Raw genomic sequence first — 18,090 nt, 5'->3', positions numbered from 1 at the left:
TTAGTAGTAAAGAGATTGAGTATCCATGTCTGACAAACCGAAAATACTGGCGATTTCCTCGGCCGGCGGCCACTGGGTTCAGCTGCAGCGGCTACGCGCGGCCTGGGACGATTGTGATGCCGTTTACGTAACCACGAAGGAAGGTTATCGGGAGGATCTGATCGCAGATGCAGAACGCCGCGGACAATCAACGCCCCGCTTTTACCGCGTGGTGGATGCCAACCGATGGCAGAAGTTCAGGCTTTTACGACAATTGGCAGGAATTTTGATGATCCTGATCCGTGAACGACCCGATGTTATTGTGTCTACGGGAGCTGCGGCGGGCTTCTTCGCCTTTAAAATTGGCAAACTAATGGGCGCACGCACAATCTGGGTGGACAGCATCGCCAATGCGGGGGCGTTATCCCTGTCCGGTCAGAAAGCAGGGGGCTGCGCCGACCTCTGGCTCACGCAGTGGGAGCATCTAGCCGGTGATCGAGATGGCAAAAAAGGTCCGGAATTTAAGGGGTCAGTTGTATGATATTCGTAACTGTCGGACATGAACTGCGCTTTGACCGCCTGATCAAGGGGCTTGATAGCTGGGCGCTGGAATCTGGATATAAGGATATGTTTGCGCAAGTGGCAGAGTTGGGTGAGGAGGGATACAAGCCCCGAAATTTTGCCTGGCAGAGTTTTCTCGATCCTGACAGCTTCAAAAGCCGGTTTGAAGAGGCGGATCTGATTGTCGCTCATGCAGGCATGGGTACGATCATTACTGCCCTGACGATGAAGAAGCCGCTATTGATCATGCCGCGCAGAGGCGCGTTTAAAGAAACCCGCAACGATCACCAGATTGCAACGGCGGAACAGTTCGCCCGACGAAGTGGAATTTACGTCGCAAATGACGAGACTGAACTCGGCTCAGTTCTTGATGATCTTCTCGCCAATCCTCCTTCTAAAATTGATGAGGCGGCCAGTGAGTTTGCGGAACCAGACCTCCTTCAGGCACTGCGCAGTTTTATATATGACGGACAGGCGCCGGAAAATATGTGAGCGCCTGCAATTCTGAACGGATCATTAAGCATATTTTGAGATATCGAGGATAAACTGGATATCTATGGCGATCCACGTTATCCGGTCGGAGGGTATTATGTTTCCCGCCGTCTGATATATTTTGCAGCTGTGCAATGAAATTGAGTGTTTGAAGCCACAAATGGTTGCATATATGTGTAATAGTGAAGCTTCGGCTTATATGAGAAAAAGGGACAAAAGGTTAGAAAATGGCGCTTGGAAGTAAAATTGCGTGTTTTAAGTCACGGCTGACAAGCGTTGTCGCGTTGGCGATCATCCTTTTAACCCTTGCCGCCTGTGATACACCGGAGGAAAAGGCTCTAGCTCACTATTCGGCTGGAATGGCATTTGTAGAGCAGGGCAATTATGCTAAGGCGGGCATCGAGTTTCGCAATGCCCTGCAACTCAAGGAAAATTTTGCGGATGGTTGGTACGGCCTCGCTCTCGTCGAGGAAAACGACGGGAACTGGCGGAAGTATACGGGCGATATTCTCAAGGCAATTGAGATTGACCCAAAACATCTTAAGGCGCAGGTGCGCTACGGCAAGATTATGCTGTTGTCGGGAAAGTTGGAGGATGCGCTGGAAACCAGCGATCTCGTTATGGAGCTTGCGCCGAATAACCCCGATGCACTTGCCCTGAAATCAGCTGTCATGTTTCGTTTGGGCGATAAGACGGGCGCCATCGCGGCGGCAGAGAAGTCCCTCGAACTAGATCCGTCTAATATTGATTCAATCCTTATTCTTTCAGCGGAAAAACTTTCCGTGAGTGAGCCCGCCGCTGCTGTTAAAATTCTTGATGATGGCCTTGTGCACAATACAAATAATGCCCAGCTGCAGGTCGTAAAGATTCGCGCGCTGGAAAACCTTGGCCGGTCAGAAGAAATTATTGACGTGTTCTCGCAGCTGATTGCCAACAATCCGGAGAACACGGCTTTTCGTAAGAGTCTTGTCCGTTTCTATCTAAAAATCGATCGACAGGAAGAGGCGGAAAAAGAAATCCGTCAGATTGCAGCAGAGAATCCGGAAGATGTCGATGCCAGCCTGGATGTGGTTCGGTTTGTTAAGTCAGCAAAGGGGGATGAAGCCGCCGCTCTCGAGCTAGAGCAGTTGATTGAGAAGTATCCGGATGTTGTCGATTATCGTTTTGCACTAGCAGCACTGGCAGAAGCCGGGGACGATGACGAACGGGCGATGGTCATTCTAGGGTCCATCATCGACCGCGCCCGAACTGTTGAAGATGAGATCGTTGCCAGAAACAAGCTGGCACAGCTTCATTTCACCCGCGGGGACTTGGAAGAAGCGGAAAGTCTGACCCGTACCGTCCTGGATATGGATCCGACTAATACCGACGCGCTGATCCTTATCGGCGCGCTGTTAATTGATGAGGGCGAAATAGACTTGGCGATTTCGAACCTTCGCTCTTCAATATGGCAGCAACCTCGGTCCGCGCGGGCGGCCTTGCTGCTCGCCAAAGCTCATGAAATTAATGGCAGCCTGGAACTTGCAGAAGACCGCTTTGCCGCGGCGTACCGGTTCAGTAATGAGTCGCCCCGAGTCGGCATGGTCTATGCCCAGTTTTTTATTCGCCATGGAGAATTGCGGCGAGCAGAAAGACTTCTAGAAAAGCTAGTATTGAAAAACCCGAACGAAATAAACGCCTTGAAACTGCTGGCCGAGGTCAAGCTTCGCAAGCAAGACTGGATCGCGGCGGAAGAGTTGGCGGCGCGGTTGCAAACGCTAAATGAAACGGATTCGGCAGGATATCAGATAAGCGGCGCAGCACTGGCGGGCATGCAAAACCTGGAAGAGAGCCGGAATGCTTTTGAGAAGGCTTACGAAGTAACACCCGAAGCGGGACAGGCCATGCAGTTACTGGTTCAGGCATATCTTCGGGATGGTGATGTCGACAAGGCGGAAGCTTTCCTCACCAATGTTCTCGCCAGCAGCCAAAGTAACTATCTTGCAAGTAAGCTTTTGGCCGAAATCAAGTTTAGCAAGAACGAGCCGCAGGAGGCGATAAAACTGATCCGGGATGCCATTGCCGGTGATCCGCAAGAAGAGTCGGGTTACGTCATTCTCGTAAAACATTTTCTGACGACCGGGAATAAAAAAGATGCAGAGGCGGTTCTGGGTGAAGGGCTGAAGGTGACACCGGATGGGTTTATGCTTAATATGATCCAGGCGGGTCTTTATGAATCCGAAGGCGACTATTCCGCCGCGATCGAGGTATATGAGATGCTTCTTGAAGCGAAGCCGAACTCGGAGATTGTGGTTAACAACCTCGCCAGCCTGGTCGCGGAGCATGCAGAGAATGAAGATGAATTGCAGTGGGCCTATACCTTGGCGAAACGCTTTCGGAACTCGAAAGTTCCCTATTTTCAGGATACTCTGGGCTGGGTTCATTATCGGCGGGGCGAATATAATATGGCCACCCCGCTGCTCCGAAGCGCTGTTGATAAAGAACCGAATGTAGCAATTCTCCGCTATCATCTCGGAATGGCCTACAAGGCGGAAGGGAATCGCAATAATGCGATCAGGGAGCTTGACCAAGCGGTAACGCTGGGCAAGACGCAACCGTTTTCACAGATTAAGGATGCGGAAAAGACTCTCTCGGAGTTGCGCGCAATTCCCAAAACGAACTAATTTGAAGCAATGTTTTTTTATTAATCCGGTACGACTGGTGAAAGCAAATATAGATGTATAGAGAATTTTATGGACTGGATCAGAAACCTTTTTCTATCCTGCCCGACCCAAACTATCTCTATTGGGGGCATAGCCATTCCCTCGCCTATTCCATGCTTGAATATGGGGTGATGAACCGGGCGGGGTTTACGGTTGTTACTGGTGAAATCGGGTGTGGTAAAACAACACTTATCCGCCATCTTCTTGATCGGCTGGATGAAGATTTCACTGTTGGCCTGGTATCAAATATTCAGGATGGAGATTTGCTGCAATGGGTTCTGATGGCCTTTGGTCAAGCGTATGAAGGCAAGTCCCACGTTGGGCTGCATGATGAACTACAACAGTTTTTGATTCGCGAATATGCGGAGGGACGCCGAACAATTCTGATCGTTGATGAGGCACAAAACCTGGGCCCTAAGCTTTTGGAACAATTGCGTCTTCTTTCCAATATCAATGCCGATAATGACCAGCTCCTGCAGTTGATCCTGGTAGGTCAGCCGCAGTTGAAGGGGTTGTTGCAGGCGCCGGAACTGACCCAGTTCGCGCAGCGTATCGCGTCAGATTTTCATCTTGCGCCGCTGACCGCAGAGGATATCGATGCCTATATCAAGCACCGTCTTTCTACTGCGGGACGCGATTTGCCATTATTTACTATGGATGCCTGTGAAAAACTGTTCGAGGCAAGTCGTGGTATTCCGCGGATAATTAATATCCTCGCCGATACATGCCTGGTATATGGGTTCGCGCGCATGGCGCCAGAAATTGACGGGGGCATCGTCGATGAAGTGATCCGCGACAAGCAGACTCATGGTATTTTTGATGTCGGCGCCCCGAAAGGGGCCGAAGATACACGCCGGTTGCCGGTTCAGTCAAAAGAGGAAATGGAAAAAGAGCAACCGGCGCTTGTCATTCATGACAAGGAGCTTGCAAAGTTGATCGCCAAGAAGCTCCGTTCGCACGGCTAAGTCAAACAAACGCCGCCTGAAGCATATCGACGGTCTAACCGCACATTCGCTTCAGACGGCGTGTAAGCCTTAAAATTCTTTCCGAACAGAAATGGAAACCGTATTTTCCCGAAGATCGTCAATATCGGTTTCTGCATCCCGATTGTAATAGCCGTAGGAAAGCGATCCTATCAGGGTGGCCGAGAACTGATAATTAACGCCAGTCTGCCCGTAATAAGCTGTTTCCTTGCCGCCAGTAACCTGCGAGTCTAGGATTTCAGCATATCCGCCGAGTAAAGACCATTCGAGACGGCGAGATAACTGCCTTGAGTAACTACCATCAAAGGAAATGACTTCTTCATCCGTGCCGTCGCTCAAGAAATCGCGAGTGATATAGCTGGCGGTTGCAGAGTATATATTGCGTCCCTTTTCCCCGGTCAGTCCTACCGTTGCTATTTTGGACTTGGTAATGGCGTCTGTGTAGCCGCCTGGGAAATAATTCGGGTTGGAAAGACTGCCATTCGTGTCCAGAACTGCGGTGTTGGCAAAAGCATCTCCGCCAGAGCCAGCGACGTCCACATGATATCCGGCAATAAGGCTTGCTTCGCTGGAGATCAGGTAGGTCAGATCTGCATCCACCATGCCGCCGCCAAAACGATGGCCGACCTGAACGCTCAAATCAGTTCTTGGACCCGGAGTGAGGCGTACGCCACCACTGTAAAAGGCACCGCTGATTTGATTGTTGTCAATATTTTCGCCGTCGAACTCATCCCAACCCGCCGATGCGAGCAGGGCAACATACCGATTGATCGGCATTTGGCCCGAGCCCTTGAACGTGGCACGCTTGAAATCGTCTCCGTCGTTGACCTGGTTGTCGAGAGCAAAGGCTTCCGCTGCCCACTTCGTCCGGGAGAAAGCACGCCCGCTCAGCAGGCTGAGATCAATCCTATTGGTTTGTGAATCAGACGGTTCCGTCGAAGCAATGTCGGAATTCGTGTCAGTGAAAGTGACCATGCTGTGGGTATAGCGTGCGATACCTGTCGCATAGCCGCCAAAGTCATGCTGATAATAAGGGCTTATCCGTGTGTTTAGGACGCGCGTACTGTCGCCGGATGTTGTCCGGTCAGAAAAGGATGTATCCCCGTCACTGGAAAAACGCTCCTGCGTTATGGCGATTTCCGTATCAAGAAACAGATGTTCTTCCAACAGTTCTGTTTTTGCAGATCCTAATAGGTTATGTGTGAACCCATTCAAATCTGAATATTCCGCGTACATATCGTAACCAAGATCATAGGAGGCGGTAAGCTGCATGCGGCGACCGACACCTTCAATCGTGAATCCGGCATTCAGGTTTGTTATAAAATCATCTTTTCTGTCTGAAGAGGTGCCGAAAGCATTATCCGTGTATGTTTCACCCAAGCCGATATAGGGACTGAACATCCATTCTGCGGCCCGGGCGTTTCCGGACGGAATCAGCATTCCGCTGGCGACGATACATCCGATCGCCAGCGATACGCGTGATTTTTTTCCGAAAACGAGCTGGTTTGCATTTAGCACAATGCGACTACCTTCTATTTTATTCCACCCTCAACAAACGGCAATCTAAATTGCCGCCAATCCTAGAACCAGCTTTGCGGGATGATGAGAATATCGCCGGGCAGCAGCGGTACGTTCGCCGATACATCACCATCAACAATCAGGTCATCAAGGCGAACACTATAGGATTTCTTTGTACCATCTTCGTTACGAACGATAACAGCACGGTTACCAGCGGCAAACTCAGTCATACCGCCAACCGCAATGATGGCATCAAGGACTGTCATGTCGTTGCGGTAAGGAATGGCCTTGGGCTCGGAAGCCTGTCCAACAATACGAATTTGCTGATCATACGGGCCGTTGAAGGAACGGACAGTCACGGTTACGAGCGGATCTTTCACATATTTGGAGAGAGATTTTTCGATGTCACGTGCCAACTCCTGAGAAGTTTTGGACGCTGCCACCATGTCGTCAACCAGCGGTGTAGAGATACGACCGTCGGGACGAACCGGAACAGTGACGGATAGATCCGGATTCTGCCAGACAAAAACGTCCAGTTCATCCTGTGGTCCGATAACATACTGGGGCGCGGTGCCCAAGGAAGCCGGTGCATCCGAGGCCGCCTGATTTTGCGCCGCACAGGCCGAAACAAACAGTGCCAGTGAAATCAAGATTGTCCGAGTGGCAACGGACTTTATCTTTAGAAGTGTAAACACGTAAGTGCCTCCCCCTTAGTCAAAAAGCTTCTGATATGATTATCAGAGTTGGTTTAAATCTACAATAACGCCTTGTAACACAGCATTTCCGCTAATTCTAAGGGTAACGCCATATTTTTTTCCAGTATTTCCCTAAAAATGGCCATAATGCAACATTAGTTTGTACGCTCCTCGCTGCGGTGATATCACATTACCCTGAGTTTGGACGTTTTATTAGTAGATATTTTAATCCTTATTTCAGCATTTTTATGTACGATGCAGGTTCATCGAGCATTGGCAAAGACGCTGTCATTCAATATGATCCAGCTTAAGGCTGGTTAAGACTTATAGAGGGACGCGTGAGCATACAGAATAACCCGCTTCTAAAGGAAACTTTGGATAAATGTTCCCGGGTCTTCATAATCCTGGCAGTTTTTGGCCTCGCCATTAATCTACTGATGTTAACGGCACCGCTGTTCATGATGCAGGTGTTTGATCGCGTTATTACCAGCCGCAATACTGATACACTCGTCCTATTGATGCTGATTGCGGGCCTTGCTTTGTTAACCATGGCGCTGCTGGAGGGGGTCCGGACATTCATTCTTGTGCGAATGAGTCGTTGGCTGGATAGTCAGATCGGTGGCGCGGCGCTCACCGCAAGCATTATGTCAACATTGACCACAGGTCGGGAAGCCAGTGTTCAGGCTCTTCGTGATCTTGGCAATTTCCGGTCATTCCTGACGGGTCCCGGTATTTTCCCGATTCTGGATGCACCTTTTGCTCCAATTTTCCTTGGCGTTATGTTCCTGCTGCATCCGGTCCTTGGATGGATTTCCCTCATCGGTGCGATCATTCTACTCATTCTGGGAATTGTCAATGAACGGGCGACGCGCAAGCTGCTTGCTGAATCTAATGGTCACCAGATGGTGGCGATGAAGCAGGCGGAGACCGCCTCGCGTAATGCAGATGTGATTGAGGCGATGGGCATGATGCCCCAGCTTATCAATCGCTGGAATACCCGCCATGCAGATTCTCTTGCGCTGCAGGCGCAGGCAAGCGATCGGGGCGGCGTTATCTCTGCGGCCTCCAAATTCGTCCGGGTGATGTTGCAGATCGGGGTGACGGGGGCGGGCGCCTGGCTGGTAATTCAGGCTGAGATGAGCCCGGGTGCAATGATCGCCGGCTCCATTATTATGGGACGCGCGCTAGCCCCGGTTGAACAAGCAATTGGTTCCTGGAAAGGATTCCTGGGTGCACGCGCAGCTTATAGTCGGCTGAAAACGCAGCTGGAACAAAGCTCGCCGCCCGGTACGGATCTGATGCCACTTCCCCGACCGCAAGGTGTGGTCGCGGTGGAGGGCTTGAGCTATACCCATCCAAATACCAAGGAGCCGATCCTCCGTAATATCAACTTCCGGATTGAGCCCGGTGAAATTCTTGGCATCATCGGACCGACGGCAGCAGGTAAAACGACGCTTGTACGGTTGCTAGTCGGCAATTTGAAGCCACGCTTTGGCCACGCCCGACTTGATGAAATGGATGTGGCGGAATGGAGCGCGGATGACCGCGGCCAATATATCGGCTACCTACCACAGGATATCGAGCTTTTCTCCGGTACCATTCGCGAAAATATCGCACGGATGAATGATGGGGACCCGGCACTTGTTATTGCGTCTGCGAAAAAAGCCGGAATTCATGACATGGTCTTGCGGATGGACAAGGGCTATGAGACGGAAATCGGTGAGAGTGGTGCGGCACTTTCCGGCGGTCAGCGGCAGCGCATTGCACTTGCTCGCGCCCTTTACGGAAATCCCAGCCTTCTCGTTCTGGATGAACCGAATGCCAATCTAGACAGTGTTGGAGAGTCGGCGCTAATGCGGGCGATGGATAACCTCCGTGCCGAGGGCATGACGATTGTTGTTATTGCGCATCGCCCGAATATCTTGAAACATGTCGACAAGATCCTTGTCTTGAAAGACGGAATCATGCAGGAATTTGGGCCGCGTGATGATGTGATGATGAAGCTGCAAGGCGTCCAAAGAGCATTGCCGGGGCCTGGTAATCAGGCAGTACAGGTCAAGAAAAACCAATCAAAAGAGGCGCGGCCTGCCGCACCAACGACAAGAACGGGGGATTATACCCCCACATCGGACATCAAAGTGTCAAAGAAATATAGGGCGCCCTATCGCGAACCGATGAAGGCACCGACGCTGCACAAAACCAATGGTACCCATCTAAATGGAAGTGCGGCAAAGCCGAAAGCACGGGCTGCTGTGCTGACCATGGGCCCGAGCGATAAAATCAAGGCCAAGATTCAATCTCTGACAGCGCAACCCCTAACTGATGCAGATATTTCAAAAATATACTCCTTGTTCGTCAAAGGCGATCAGGCAGGTGCCTTGAAATATATTGAGGAAATCAAACGATGATGAATGTGCGCGGGCCAGTTTTGTTTGGCTTGGTGATTATTTTTCTGTTCTTTGGCGCATTTGTCGGCTGGGCAGCTTTCGCCCCCCTCGGGAGCGCGGCTATAGCCCAGGGAGTTGTCAGCGTTGAAGGCAACCGGAAATCTGTCCAACATCTTGAAGGCGGCATCGTGTCAGAAATCAAGATCAAGGACGGTGACTTTGTAAGCGAAGGTGATGTGTTGATTGTTCTCGATGAAGTACAGTCGAAAGCATCGGTAGAAATTATCCGCAGCCGTCGCGCTATTGCATTGGCGCAAAAAGCCCGCCTGATTGCAGAACGGGACAATCTTGACTCTATCACTTTCCCCAAATGGCTGCTTGAACGAAAAGACGAGCCCAATATTAAGGAGGCGATGGAAGGGCAGCGGAATATTTTTGATTCCCGCCGGACATCGCGTGAAGGGCAAATCACGATCCTGAAACAAAAAGCCTCTCAGCTGGAAGAGGAAATCAAGGGCCTGGAAGGGCAGGTCACTTCGTCCGACCGACAGATTTCCCTTATCCGTGAGGAGATCAAGGACGTCGAAAGCCTTGTTAAAAAGAGCCTTGCAAAACGGCCCCGACTTCGCGCGCTGCAACGTAACCTTGCAGAGCTCAGCGGGAACCGCAGCCAGAATATCTCAAGAATTGCACAAACCCGGCAGGCCATTGGCGAAGTTGAACTCCAGATAAACGAGCTTTCCAATGCGATGATTGACGAAGTTGTTTCAGAACTTCGGGATGTGCAAGCGCAGATTTTTGATTTGGAAGAACAGACCCGCGCTTCCGAAGATGTGTTCGACAGAACGGAAATCCGGGCGCCGACAGATGGTTATGTCGTCAATCTTCAGGTTCATACGACTGGTGGCGTCATCAAGCCAGGTGAGACGATCCTTGATATCGTCCCGGACAATGTACAACTTATCGTGGAGGCGCAGGTCAATACCAAAGATATTGACTCTGTTTATATCGGCGCTCCCGCCCAGATACGTTTCCCCGCTTTTAGCCAGCGGTTTTCATTGCCTGCTGAGGGCAAGGTGCTCAGCGTGTCCGCTGATAGTATTGAGGATGAGCGCACCGGCAGCTATTATTATCTGGCCCGCGTCCAGATTGAGAATTTGGAGAATGCGGAAATTATGGTCACTCAGCTTCGCCCTGGCATGCAGGCGGATGTCATGATTTTGACCGGAGAGCGAACCGCCTTGGACTATTTCGTCAATCCGATTATCCTCAGTTTTAACCGCGCGTTGCGTGAAGATTGATCGAAGGCGACAAGAGAAAATATTTTCTCCGGTTGTGTGAAAACAGGCTTTCCCACATAGTTGTCGTCATGGATTCGCAAATTTCTGACGTAAGGCCGTGTTCTTTGCGTAACATTTGCTCGGCAATTTGGGCGAGTAGCGAAATAGAAAGAGCTGGATTTTACTCTTTTTAAAGAGAAGAGCTCTAGGCTAAGTTTCACTAGATCTTGATTTGAAAGCGTCAGTAATGAAAATCGCCATAGTTTCCCGTCATGATCCGACGAATGTTTCTGCTTGGTCGGGAACTCCGTTTTTCATCACGCGTGAAATTCAGAAAATTTCTGACGATGTAACCGTGGTCCGGGCGACCAAGATGGCATGGATTCTGGCACTGACAAGAGTTCTCCGTTATGTATTCAAGAAGTTCGGATCAAGCTTGGACTTATCGGTTACAAATGCCTACAGCCGGGCAGCAGGTAGGGAAATCCAGAAGAAGCTTGAACATTTGGAGCCGGACGTTGTTGTCGGAATTGCAGCATCGCCCGAACTAGCGAATGTAAAATCTCGCGCACCAATCTTGCATATTTCTGATGCAACATTCGCGGTTATGACTGACTATTACCCGGAGATGAGCCAGGTGCCTCGCTGGCTTTGGCGGGAAGCCAACGAAATAGAGCACAAAGTAATTGAGAATTCCTCTTACTCTATTTTCCCCTCCCAATGGGCACTCGATTCCGCGCAAAAGGACTATAGTACTAATCTGGACAAGCTGAAGCTTATCCGTTTGGGTGCAAATGTTGGCGCGTTACCGACGGTGACCAAGGAATATCTCGCCACTAAATTCAACAACAGATGTAACATCCTGTTTATGGGGAAGGACTGGGGCCGCAAGGGGGGAGACATTGTTCTGTCTGCCTTTGAACATATCCTTAAAACCGGCGTGGATGCGCATCTTTATATTGTTGGATGTGACCCATTCTTGGGCGCTCCACCTAAGGGCGTGACTGTTTATGCATCTATTCAGAAGAGTGATCCGCGACAGTTCGAGCTGTATAACAAGCTTTTTTCGGAAGCTTCTCTTTTTGTGCTGCCAACTCAGGCAGAAGCCTATGGGCTTGTATTTGCTGAGGCGGCAGCCTTTGCAACGCCGGTAATTGCGCCGGCCACTGGTGGAATACCCTCTGTCGTTGATGATGGGAAGTCGGGCCTTTTGCTGCCACTTTCGGCAGATGGTAAGGTGTATGCGGAAAGTATCCTGACACTTTGGCGGGATAAAGAAAAGCTGCACGAAATGGCGACTTATGCCCACGATAAATATGTCAATGAGCTAAATTGGGACAAATGGCGAGACGATTTTGGCGTTTTGCTCGAGAATTTACAAAAAACCCCACCAGAAAAGAAGGCGTCAACGGGTTGACTGGCATGTTGGGGATCACTGAACTTGCTGTTTCGAGAACTAGTGTATTGGACAATTAGTGTATGTCGAATAACCGAATTTCCGTCATTATGCCGGCGTACAATAGTGACGCGACTATATGCGTTACGCTCGATTCCCTGATCAACCAACAACTCCCTCCGGACGAGATTATTGTTGTCGATGATCATAGCACGACACCGGTCAGCGAGATCCTTGGGAACCGCTATCCAGATGTTCGGGTTATCCGACATGATACAAATAAGGGCGTTCACCATGCCCGAAACACCGGTTTTGCCGAGGCCACAGGAGAATTTGTCTATTTCCTGGATGCAGACGATATCCTTTGCCCTGAGTACATGAAAGTGACAGTGAGGGCGCTGGAAGAGAACCCGAGTGCAGCGGCGGCTTTTGGCAGTTTCTATAAGTGTTTTGATGGCAATGCTGAACCAATCTTATATGAACATAAGGAACAAGAACCGGAAATAAAATCACTTTCCAAGGGAGAGGGACTGACCTTTTATCTGGATCACACCGGTGCTTTCATTCCATCCTTCAGTATTTTTCGAAAATCCGCCCTTGACCAGATAAGCCGAAACAGTGACCTGTTTTCAACGTCTCTTGTGAGCAATGAAGATTTTCAGATGTTCGTCCGTGTTCTTGCCAAATTTGATGCTCTTTATATCCAAAATCCGATGGGCGTTTATTTCCTGCGTCCCAATAGTATTTCGCGCGATCAGGCAAAAATTTGGTCCTCCCGCGCAATTGCGCTTGATTCATTGATTGATATATCTGATGAACTTTCGCTATCCGCCTTTCATATAAGTCTATTAAAGAAAATGAGAGGATCGGCGGCCCGGCTGTATGCGAGGGTTCTCGCCAATAGCGGGGCGCGAAAACAAGCAACAGAACATTTGTTCAATGAGTTCAAACGATCGCCGCAGATCAAGACATTGGTTCTTTTGTTTCTCGTTTTCTTCGGGCTGCAAAAAAAGAAGATTGAATATGGCGGCATGAAATATTAGAGCTAGTGAATGACTTCAGAAACAGTATCCGTCATCATCCCGGCATATAACTCCTCCGCCACCATTGCAGAGACGGTCGATTCCGTATTAAATCAGACGCGCGTCCCGGACGAAATCATTGTTGTTGATGACTGCGGACCTGAGGATGTTGTCGCCGCGCTTGGAGACCGGATAGAACGGGTAAAATATATTCGTCATGAGTTCAATAAAGGTGTCGGCGGCGCTCGCAATACGGGGTATCAGGCATCAACGGGAAGCCTGATTGCGTTTCTTGACGCGGATGATATTTTTTTCCCCCAGTTTATCGAGACGGCCGTCCGCATTTTAAGCGACAGACCGGATGTGGAGCTTTGTTTTGGAGCTTTTCACAGTGCCCATGACAACCAGTTTGCTAGGATTAAAGACCGCAGCATTCCTACGATACCGGATATCCATTTCTACAAACCCGAAGAAATATTACCTGCATATTTGTATGATTCCACGTCGCCGTTGATTAATTTCGGCTTGGTCAGGCGTCGGGCAATTGAGCAGATTCTGAAAGATGGTCTCGTCTTTGACCCAACAATCAAGCTGACCGTGGATTTCAATTATCTTCTTGAATTGTTTCTTCAATTCGATCTCATCACCATCGAGAATCCCTGCGGCATATGGCGTCTCAGGGCAAACAGCATGTCACAGGATCAGCTGGCATTGTGGGAGAGCAGGGTGGATAGCCTGAAGGCTGTCCTGAAAACACCTGCGGCAGCATCGGCATCTGCCGCAGGTCGAAAGTTGCTGGTCGATAATCAGCATGGATCAATCAGATATTGCGCTAAGATTCTAGCGTGGTCTGGACGGCGCGGCCAGGCGATAAAAATCCTCATGCGGGAATTCTTGGATTGTCCCAGCCTGAAAACCATTGTTCTGCTGATTTTTATTGCGCTGGGTATTTCCTTTCGGAAGCAATCACAAAAGCAGGGTGACTGGCGCGGTAGCATTATTAAATAGCAGTGGCTCAAAGAAAAACGGCCCGGCGAACCTTCAAATTTGATGTTCGCCGGGCCGTTTCTTGTGTCTTGGCCTATTTTGCTAAAGCCTTAGGCAAAGTCTAGTGAATCTTCCGTCAAGGCAACGCCAATGACGTCGAGGCTTGACCCGTTTAGGTCATCGTGAGAGTCAATATAGGCTGTCCGTTCGTAAACTGACTGACTCTCATCGATATAAAGAGCCTCGTCGATAATCGAGTAGTCGGCAATCTTGCCCTGGAACTCATCCGTGTTCTGGAACTCGGTCCCGCCGACGGTTACATTCCACCATGAGGCATCTGCGACGCTGCCAGTAACGGCGTTATCGACCTGCAGGGCTTGACCATCCAGGAATATCGAGAAGGTGTCCGCGTCATCATCAAGCACTAACTGAACGTCATGCCAGTCCGTATCCGTAATGGCATTCGCAAAGGTATAGACCTTTAACTGACCGCCATCCTCAGAGAAATAGACAACAAGGTCGTCGTCTTCGATCTGAACGCCATAGTTGGTATGGTTCCAAAGCAGTCTCTGGCGGCCGTCATCAAGTCCATCCAATGAGAAAGTGATGCTTGCCGTGAAATCATCCATCCCGAAATATTCATCGTCCATTCCAAGATTAATTATTCCGTCACCAATATTGGCGGCAGACTCATCAAGAGCAGCAATTTCAAGCTCGTCATCCAGAGAAGGAATATCCGTGTTACCGGTGCCATCGTCGACAGGTTCTTCGGGTTCTTCCGGCTCTTCCGGAGTTTCGTCAACGGGCTCGTCCGGCGTCTCATCAACGGGCTCTTCCGGAGTTTCATCAACGGGCTCTTCCGGCGTTTCGGTGCCGTCCAGCATCGCCTCGTATGCTTCTGTCGCCTGATCCGCCGTGATGGCGCCTTGGGCAAACATTACATTGTCGACTAGGCCGTCGAATGAATCGCCGAATTCGCCACCGACATAGAAGTCATGCCAGGCACTCCCAGTCTGGGTCGCACCTTCAAGCCCGGAGACCATCGCGACTTCTTCGCCATCGACGTAGAAAACTGCTTCGCCAGCCTCTCCGGAGAAGGTCAAAGTCATCTGATGCCAGTCTGTGTTGTTGACGTCGACATCATCGATGGTGACCCAGCTCGTGCCGTTTGACGTTACAACTGCTGCCATAATCGAGTCGGCATTGATTTTCACAACGAAGCTGGAGGAATAATAGATCGCATATCCCGATGCATCTTCCGCGCCGGCTTCCTTCTTGAAATCGAAGGTCAGGGTGTAGGCTTCGTTATTGATAAACTTGTCGTTGGCGTCATAGATAATAACTCCATCATTCAGTTTCGCCGCAGCCCGGTTTCCAACCTGTTCGAAGGAGACACTGTTTGAAACCGTGTCATCGTTGCTATTCGCGTCGGCCGCATTCGCAGCAGAACCGTTCATTGCCGCGTTGATGAGTACAGACGTTTCAACAGGTGTTGTCGGTTCCGTATTATCATCCGTTGGCGGAACTGGGGTGCTAGGTTCTTCCGGGGTTTCATCAACTGGCTCTTCCGGAGTCTCATCAACGGGCTCATCGGGAGTCTCGTCAACAGGCTCATCCGGAGTTTCGTCAACAGGCTCTTCCGGCGTATTGTTATTTCCACCGCTAGACGTGCCAGTACCGGCTTCAGTCAGGTCTGCGCCTGTGTTCAGGTTATATGCTTCCTGCAAGTCGGCAAGACTTGGGTTATAGGACAGCGCGTTGACGAAAAGATCGCCGACATAGTTGCTGCCGTTCGGGTTAGTGTTCTGAACAATGATGTTGTTCGATTCCGAGACAATCTGAATATCGCTGGTAAGTTCGGCGATCGGGGCAGAGAAGATATTGTCCGTGATTACTGCACCGGAAACACCCAATGACAAGACAACGCCCGGCGCATCATTTGGCTCGCCGCTACTCTGCAACATGGTGTTGTTGGTAATGTCGATACCCTGGGCGCCTTCGACCAGTATGGACTGATGGTCGGCAAGGTGGAAAACGTTGTTGTCAATAACGACATCTTCGAAAGAGGCGCTCTCACCCCAGTGATCTTCAAGATAGACGCCCATCATCCGGTCACCTTCGGCCTCTGCGAAGAAGTTGTTGGTGATGGAGATGTCGCTGCTGTTCTGCGACTGCCCGGTGTTAATCCAGAAATGGATGTAGTCGCCATGGTCGCCTGTGCCGCCATAGTTGTAAGGCGTTACGGCACCAAGATAGTTACCATCAATATTTACATCATGAACATCTGCGCCAGCAATATGGGAAAGGCGAAGGTTCTCGATCGAGTTGTTGAGGATATCGATATTCTCAGCTTCGATAAGGATAATGCCCTTCTGGAAGTATGAGATGTCGTTGTTCTCAAAAGTTATATTCTGGGAATATTCGGCTGTGATACCACGGCCAACAGGATATCCAGCAACGCTGCCGACACCGTCCTGTGTGGCGACGTCGCCCTCTACGTGAGAGTTGCGGATCGTGATATCTGACGAATTTGAAATCAGTACGCCGCTTTCATGCGAGTATGTATTGACCGTGGGGTTGAAATCCACCTCAATCGCATCAAGCGTAAGGTTTGAAGAATTATTAAAAGTGATCGTCTCGAAAACCGCCATATTATCGGGGTTGGCGGAAGTGATCGTCACTTCTGAACTGAAGTTCGCATTGTATATATTTAAGTCGCCATAGTAGCCGCTGTTCAAAACAATAGTTTCGCCACCGGTGGCGCTACTAAGTGCTGCACTGAGTTGCGCGCTATTAGAGACTGTAATTGTCGTGTTTGCCATTTTATTTTTGCTCGCTCTTTACCAGAATAGTCCGGAATTAATTAAATCTGAAAATCAGCAGCACTTTTACTATAACTCTTTAATACTTCAGCCATTTTTACAGTGCGTCCAATAGACAGTATATTTATTAACATGAAATTAATTTCTTAATCTTTACTCGAGCATTTTGCTCAATATTAACAAAAAGTTCATAAATATTTAAAATTTTCTTCTTCTTGAAAGTATCATCAAACTTGCAAAGTCGAATTCATTCAAAAAATCTACGATGATGCCAGTATCTCTATGAATAAGGCCACATTATGGCACTTGAGGGGGAATTTTGTGGCAATTTGTTTATAAACCTTTTATTAATATTGGTATTTTTTCTTAGAAAACGATTTTTTTATTTAATAAAATGTAGTTATAGGTAAATTTTTTGTTAATAATAAGATATCTTCATTTTTGAGACAGTATTTTTACAAATAATATGAGTCAAACTTGCCTTTTAGTTTGGCCAATTATTGTCCTCCGTCTTGATATTTTTTTTTGAATATATTGTAGGGCGTCAAACATATTTTTATTTACGTTTCAACCAACGAAATAGGGGCGACCACTATTGGATCAAACGGGTCTTATTCTAGGGCGCATTGCCGCGTTATGCGGGAAAATGTGACAAATTTTTTGTCATTATAATTTTACGGCAAGGCATATTTCTTGTGTTGGCTGAAATTTATTTAGAACCATACCCCATATGAGGGATGCACGATCTTGCGCGCCATCATATTCATGTAGGCAATTGGAAGTAATCCTAATTGCCGGTGAAGATTGAACCGGCACCGTAACCGGGAGTGAAATGGTGGTTTTTCGTAAAATTACAGTGACAATGCTGACCCTGCTGTTCGCATATGTATCTGTTGCCGTCGGCGCGCCTCTTGCGCTTGACGGAAATGCAGCCGACACGGTTGTTGCGGGCGTCACCAGTGTCAACCGACCTATCGAGTCGGGGGCGGCGGCTTCCACGCATCAGGCTGCGGCTTTCGCTCTTGTTCAGGATCAGACGACAAGTAGCATAGTTGAGAATGCGGCAAGTGACGGGCTTTTGAATTTGGTTCCCCTGTCGCCAGCCCTACTATTGTTTGGCGGAGCGTTGGGCGCAATTTTCTGGCTTGGCCGCCGCCGTAAGGCGGCAATTTCGAACTGGGAACAGTGAGTTTAAATACAGACGGAATTTTAAAAAGCAAATTTTTAACATGAAGCAAGGCTTTCACGGGCAGCGCTTCAAAAGTA

The 18,090-nt window shown here is 49.3% G+C and carries 13 protein-coding genes; 10 read left to right on the top strand and 3 right to left on the bottom strand.

From position 1 onward, the window contains the following. The first annotated feature begins 25 nt into the window (after positions 1 to 25). The 4 genes from LKE13_RS03570 (at position 26) to LKE13_RS03555 (ending at position 4,699) form a co-directional block, all read left to right on the top strand. The gene (locus LKE13_RS03570) at positions 26 to 520 is read left to right on the top strand and encodes a hypothetical protein (protein WP_227948320.1); all 495 of its coding nucleotides are present in this window, start codon (positions 26 to 28) and stop codon (positions 518 to 520) included. Next, entirely contained in the window at positions 517 to 1,032 is a 516-nt protein-coding gene (locus LKE13_RS03565) for a glycosyltransferase (RefSeq protein WP_227948319.1), read from the top strand. Before LKE13_RS03570 ends, LKE13_RS03565 begins: the two co-directional genes overlap by 4 nt. Positions 1,033 to 1,259: 227 nt before the next feature. Further along, complete coding sequence (locus tag LKE13_RS03560; protein ID WP_227948318.1) at positions 1,260 to 3,695, top strand: tetratricopeptide repeat protein; 2,436 nt, start codon at positions 1,260 to 1,262, stop codon at positions 3,693 to 3,695. A 53-nt stretch (positions 3,696 to 3,748) separates the two neighbouring features. Next, entirely contained in the window at positions 3,749 to 4,699 is a 951-nt protein-coding gene (locus LKE13_RS03555; RefSeq protein WP_227948317.1) for an ExeA family protein, read from the top strand. 69 nt (positions 4,700 to 4,768) lie between these two features. On the opposite strand, the gene LKE13_RS03550 is transcribed toward LKE13_RS03555, so the two are convergent. Together LKE13_RS03550 and LKE13_RS03545 are read right to left on the bottom strand one after the other, a co-directional pair. Then, on the bottom strand, positions 4,769 to 6,235 hold the full coding sequence (locus LKE13_RS03550) for a TIGR03016 family PEP-CTERM system-associated outer membrane protein (protein WP_227948316.1): 1,467 nt from the start codon (positions 6,233 to 6,235) through the stop codon (positions 4,769 to 4,771). Positions 6,236 to 6,297: 62 nt separating this feature from the next. Further along, positions 6,298 to 6,930: an XrtA/PEP-CTERM system exopolysaccharide export protein gene (locus tag LKE13_RS03545; protein ID WP_227948315.1), complete on the bottom strand. Its 633-nt coding sequence runs from the start codon at positions 6,928 to 6,930 to the stop codon at positions 6,298 to 6,300. Positions 6,931 to 7,268: 338 nt separating this feature from the next. Here LKE13_RS03545 and LKE13_RS03540 point away from each other — a divergent pair, with 338 nt between their 5' ends. The 5 genes from LKE13_RS03540 (at position 7,269) to LKE13_RS03520 (ending at position 14,023) form a co-directional block, all read left to right on the top strand. Continuing rightward, positions 7,269 to 9,338: a type I secretion system permease/ATPase gene (locus LKE13_RS03540; RefSeq protein ID WP_227948314.1), complete on the top strand. Its 2,070-nt coding sequence runs from the start codon at positions 7,269 to 7,271 to the stop codon at positions 9,336 to 9,338. Continuing rightward, on the top strand, positions 9,335 to 10,618 hold the full coding sequence (locus LKE13_RS03535; protein ID WP_227948313.1) for an HlyD family type I secretion periplasmic adaptor subunit: 1,284 nt from the start codon (positions 9,335 to 9,337) through the stop codon (positions 10,616 to 10,618). Before LKE13_RS03540 ends, LKE13_RS03535 begins: the two co-directional genes overlap by 4 nt. Positions 10,619 to 10,844: 226 nt before the next feature. Then, positions 10,845 to 12,014 carry a glycosyltransferase family 4 protein gene (locus tag LKE13_RS03530; RefSeq protein WP_227948312.1) on the top strand — a complete coding sequence of 390 codons (1,170 nt, stop codon included), beginning with the start codon at positions 10,845 to 10,847 and terminating at the stop codon, positions 12,012 to 12,014. 62 nt (positions 12,015 to 12,076) lie between these two features. After that, entirely contained in the window at positions 12,077 to 13,036 is a 960-nt protein-coding gene (locus LKE13_RS03525) for a glycosyltransferase family 2 protein (protein WP_227948311.1), read from the top strand. A 9-nt stretch (positions 13,037 to 13,045) separates the two neighbouring features. Continuing rightward, positions 13,046 to 14,023: a glycosyltransferase family 2 protein gene (locus tag LKE13_RS03520; RefSeq protein WP_227948310.1), complete on the top strand. Its 978-nt coding sequence runs from the start codon at positions 13,046 to 13,048 to the stop codon at positions 14,021 to 14,023. An 89-nt stretch (positions 14,024 to 14,112) separates the two neighbouring features. Here the strand turns inward: LKE13_RS03520 and LKE13_RS03515 are convergent, their stop codons facing one another. Next, positions 14,113 to 16,824, bottom strand: a complete 2,712-nt coding sequence (locus LKE13_RS03515) for a LamG-like jellyroll fold domain-containing protein (protein WP_227948309.1) — start codon at positions 16,822 to 16,824, stop codon at positions 14,113 to 14,115. 832 nt (positions 16,825 to 17,656) lie between these two features. Here LKE13_RS03515 and LKE13_RS03510 point away from each other — a divergent pair. Next, entirely contained in the window at positions 17,657 to 18,013 is a 357-nt protein-coding gene (locus tag LKE13_RS03510; RefSeq protein WP_227948308.1) for a hypothetical protein, read from the top strand. The last annotated feature ends 77 nt before the right edge of the window (positions 18,014 to 18,090 follow it).

Source organism: Sneathiella sp. HT1-7, assembly GCF_020731145.1.
In the GTDB taxonomy this organism is placed as follows: domain Bacteria; phylum Pseudomonadota; class Alphaproteobacteria; order Sneathiellales; family Sneathiellaceae; genus Sneathiella.
The sequence above is the reverse complement of the archived record's forward strand: the minus strand, read 5'-3'. Positions and strand labels throughout refer to the sequence as shown.

What these genes read in the sequence shown, in the direction of transcription:
- LKE13_RS03570 (WP_227948320.1), top strand. Translation starts at nt 26, where the DNA reads ATGTCTGACAAACCGAAAATACTGGCGATTTCCTCGGCCGGCGGCCAC.
- LKE13_RS03565 (WP_227948319.1), top strand. Translation starts at nt 517, where the DNA reads ATGATATTCGTAACTGTCGGACATGAACTGCGCTTTGACCGCCTGATC.
- LKE13_RS03560 (WP_227948318.1), top strand. Translation starts at nt 1,260, where the DNA reads ATGGCGCTTGGAAGTAAAATTGCGTGTTTTAAGTCACGGCTGACAAGC.
- LKE13_RS03555 (WP_227948317.1), top strand. Translation starts at nt 3,749, where the DNA reads ATGTATAGAGAATTTTATGGACTGGATCAGAAACCTTTTTCTATCCTG.
- LKE13_RS03535 (WP_227948313.1), top strand. Translation starts at nt 9,335, where the DNA reads ATGATGAATGTGCGCGGGCCAGTTTTGTTTGGCTTGGTGATTATTTTT.
- LKE13_RS03530 (WP_227948312.1), top strand. Translation starts at nt 10,845, where the DNA reads ATGAAAATCGCCATAGTTTCCCGTCATGATCCGACGAATGTTTCTGCT.
- LKE13_RS03525 (WP_227948311.1), top strand. Translation starts at nt 12,077, where the DNA reads ATGTCGAATAACCGAATTTCCGTCATTATGCCGGCGTACAATAGTGAC.
- LKE13_RS03520 (WP_227948310.1), top strand. Translation starts at nt 13,046, where the DNA reads ATGACTTCAGAAACAGTATCCGTCATCATCCCGGCATATAACTCCTCC.
- LKE13_RS03515 (WP_227948309.1), bottom strand. Translation starts at nt 16,824, where the DNA reads ATGGCAAACACGACAATTACAGTCTCTAATAGCGCGCAACTCAGTGCA.
- LKE13_RS03510 (WP_227948308.1), top strand. Translation starts at nt 17,657, where the DNA reads ATGGTGGTTTTTCGTAAAATTACAGTGACAATGCTGACCCTGCTGTTC.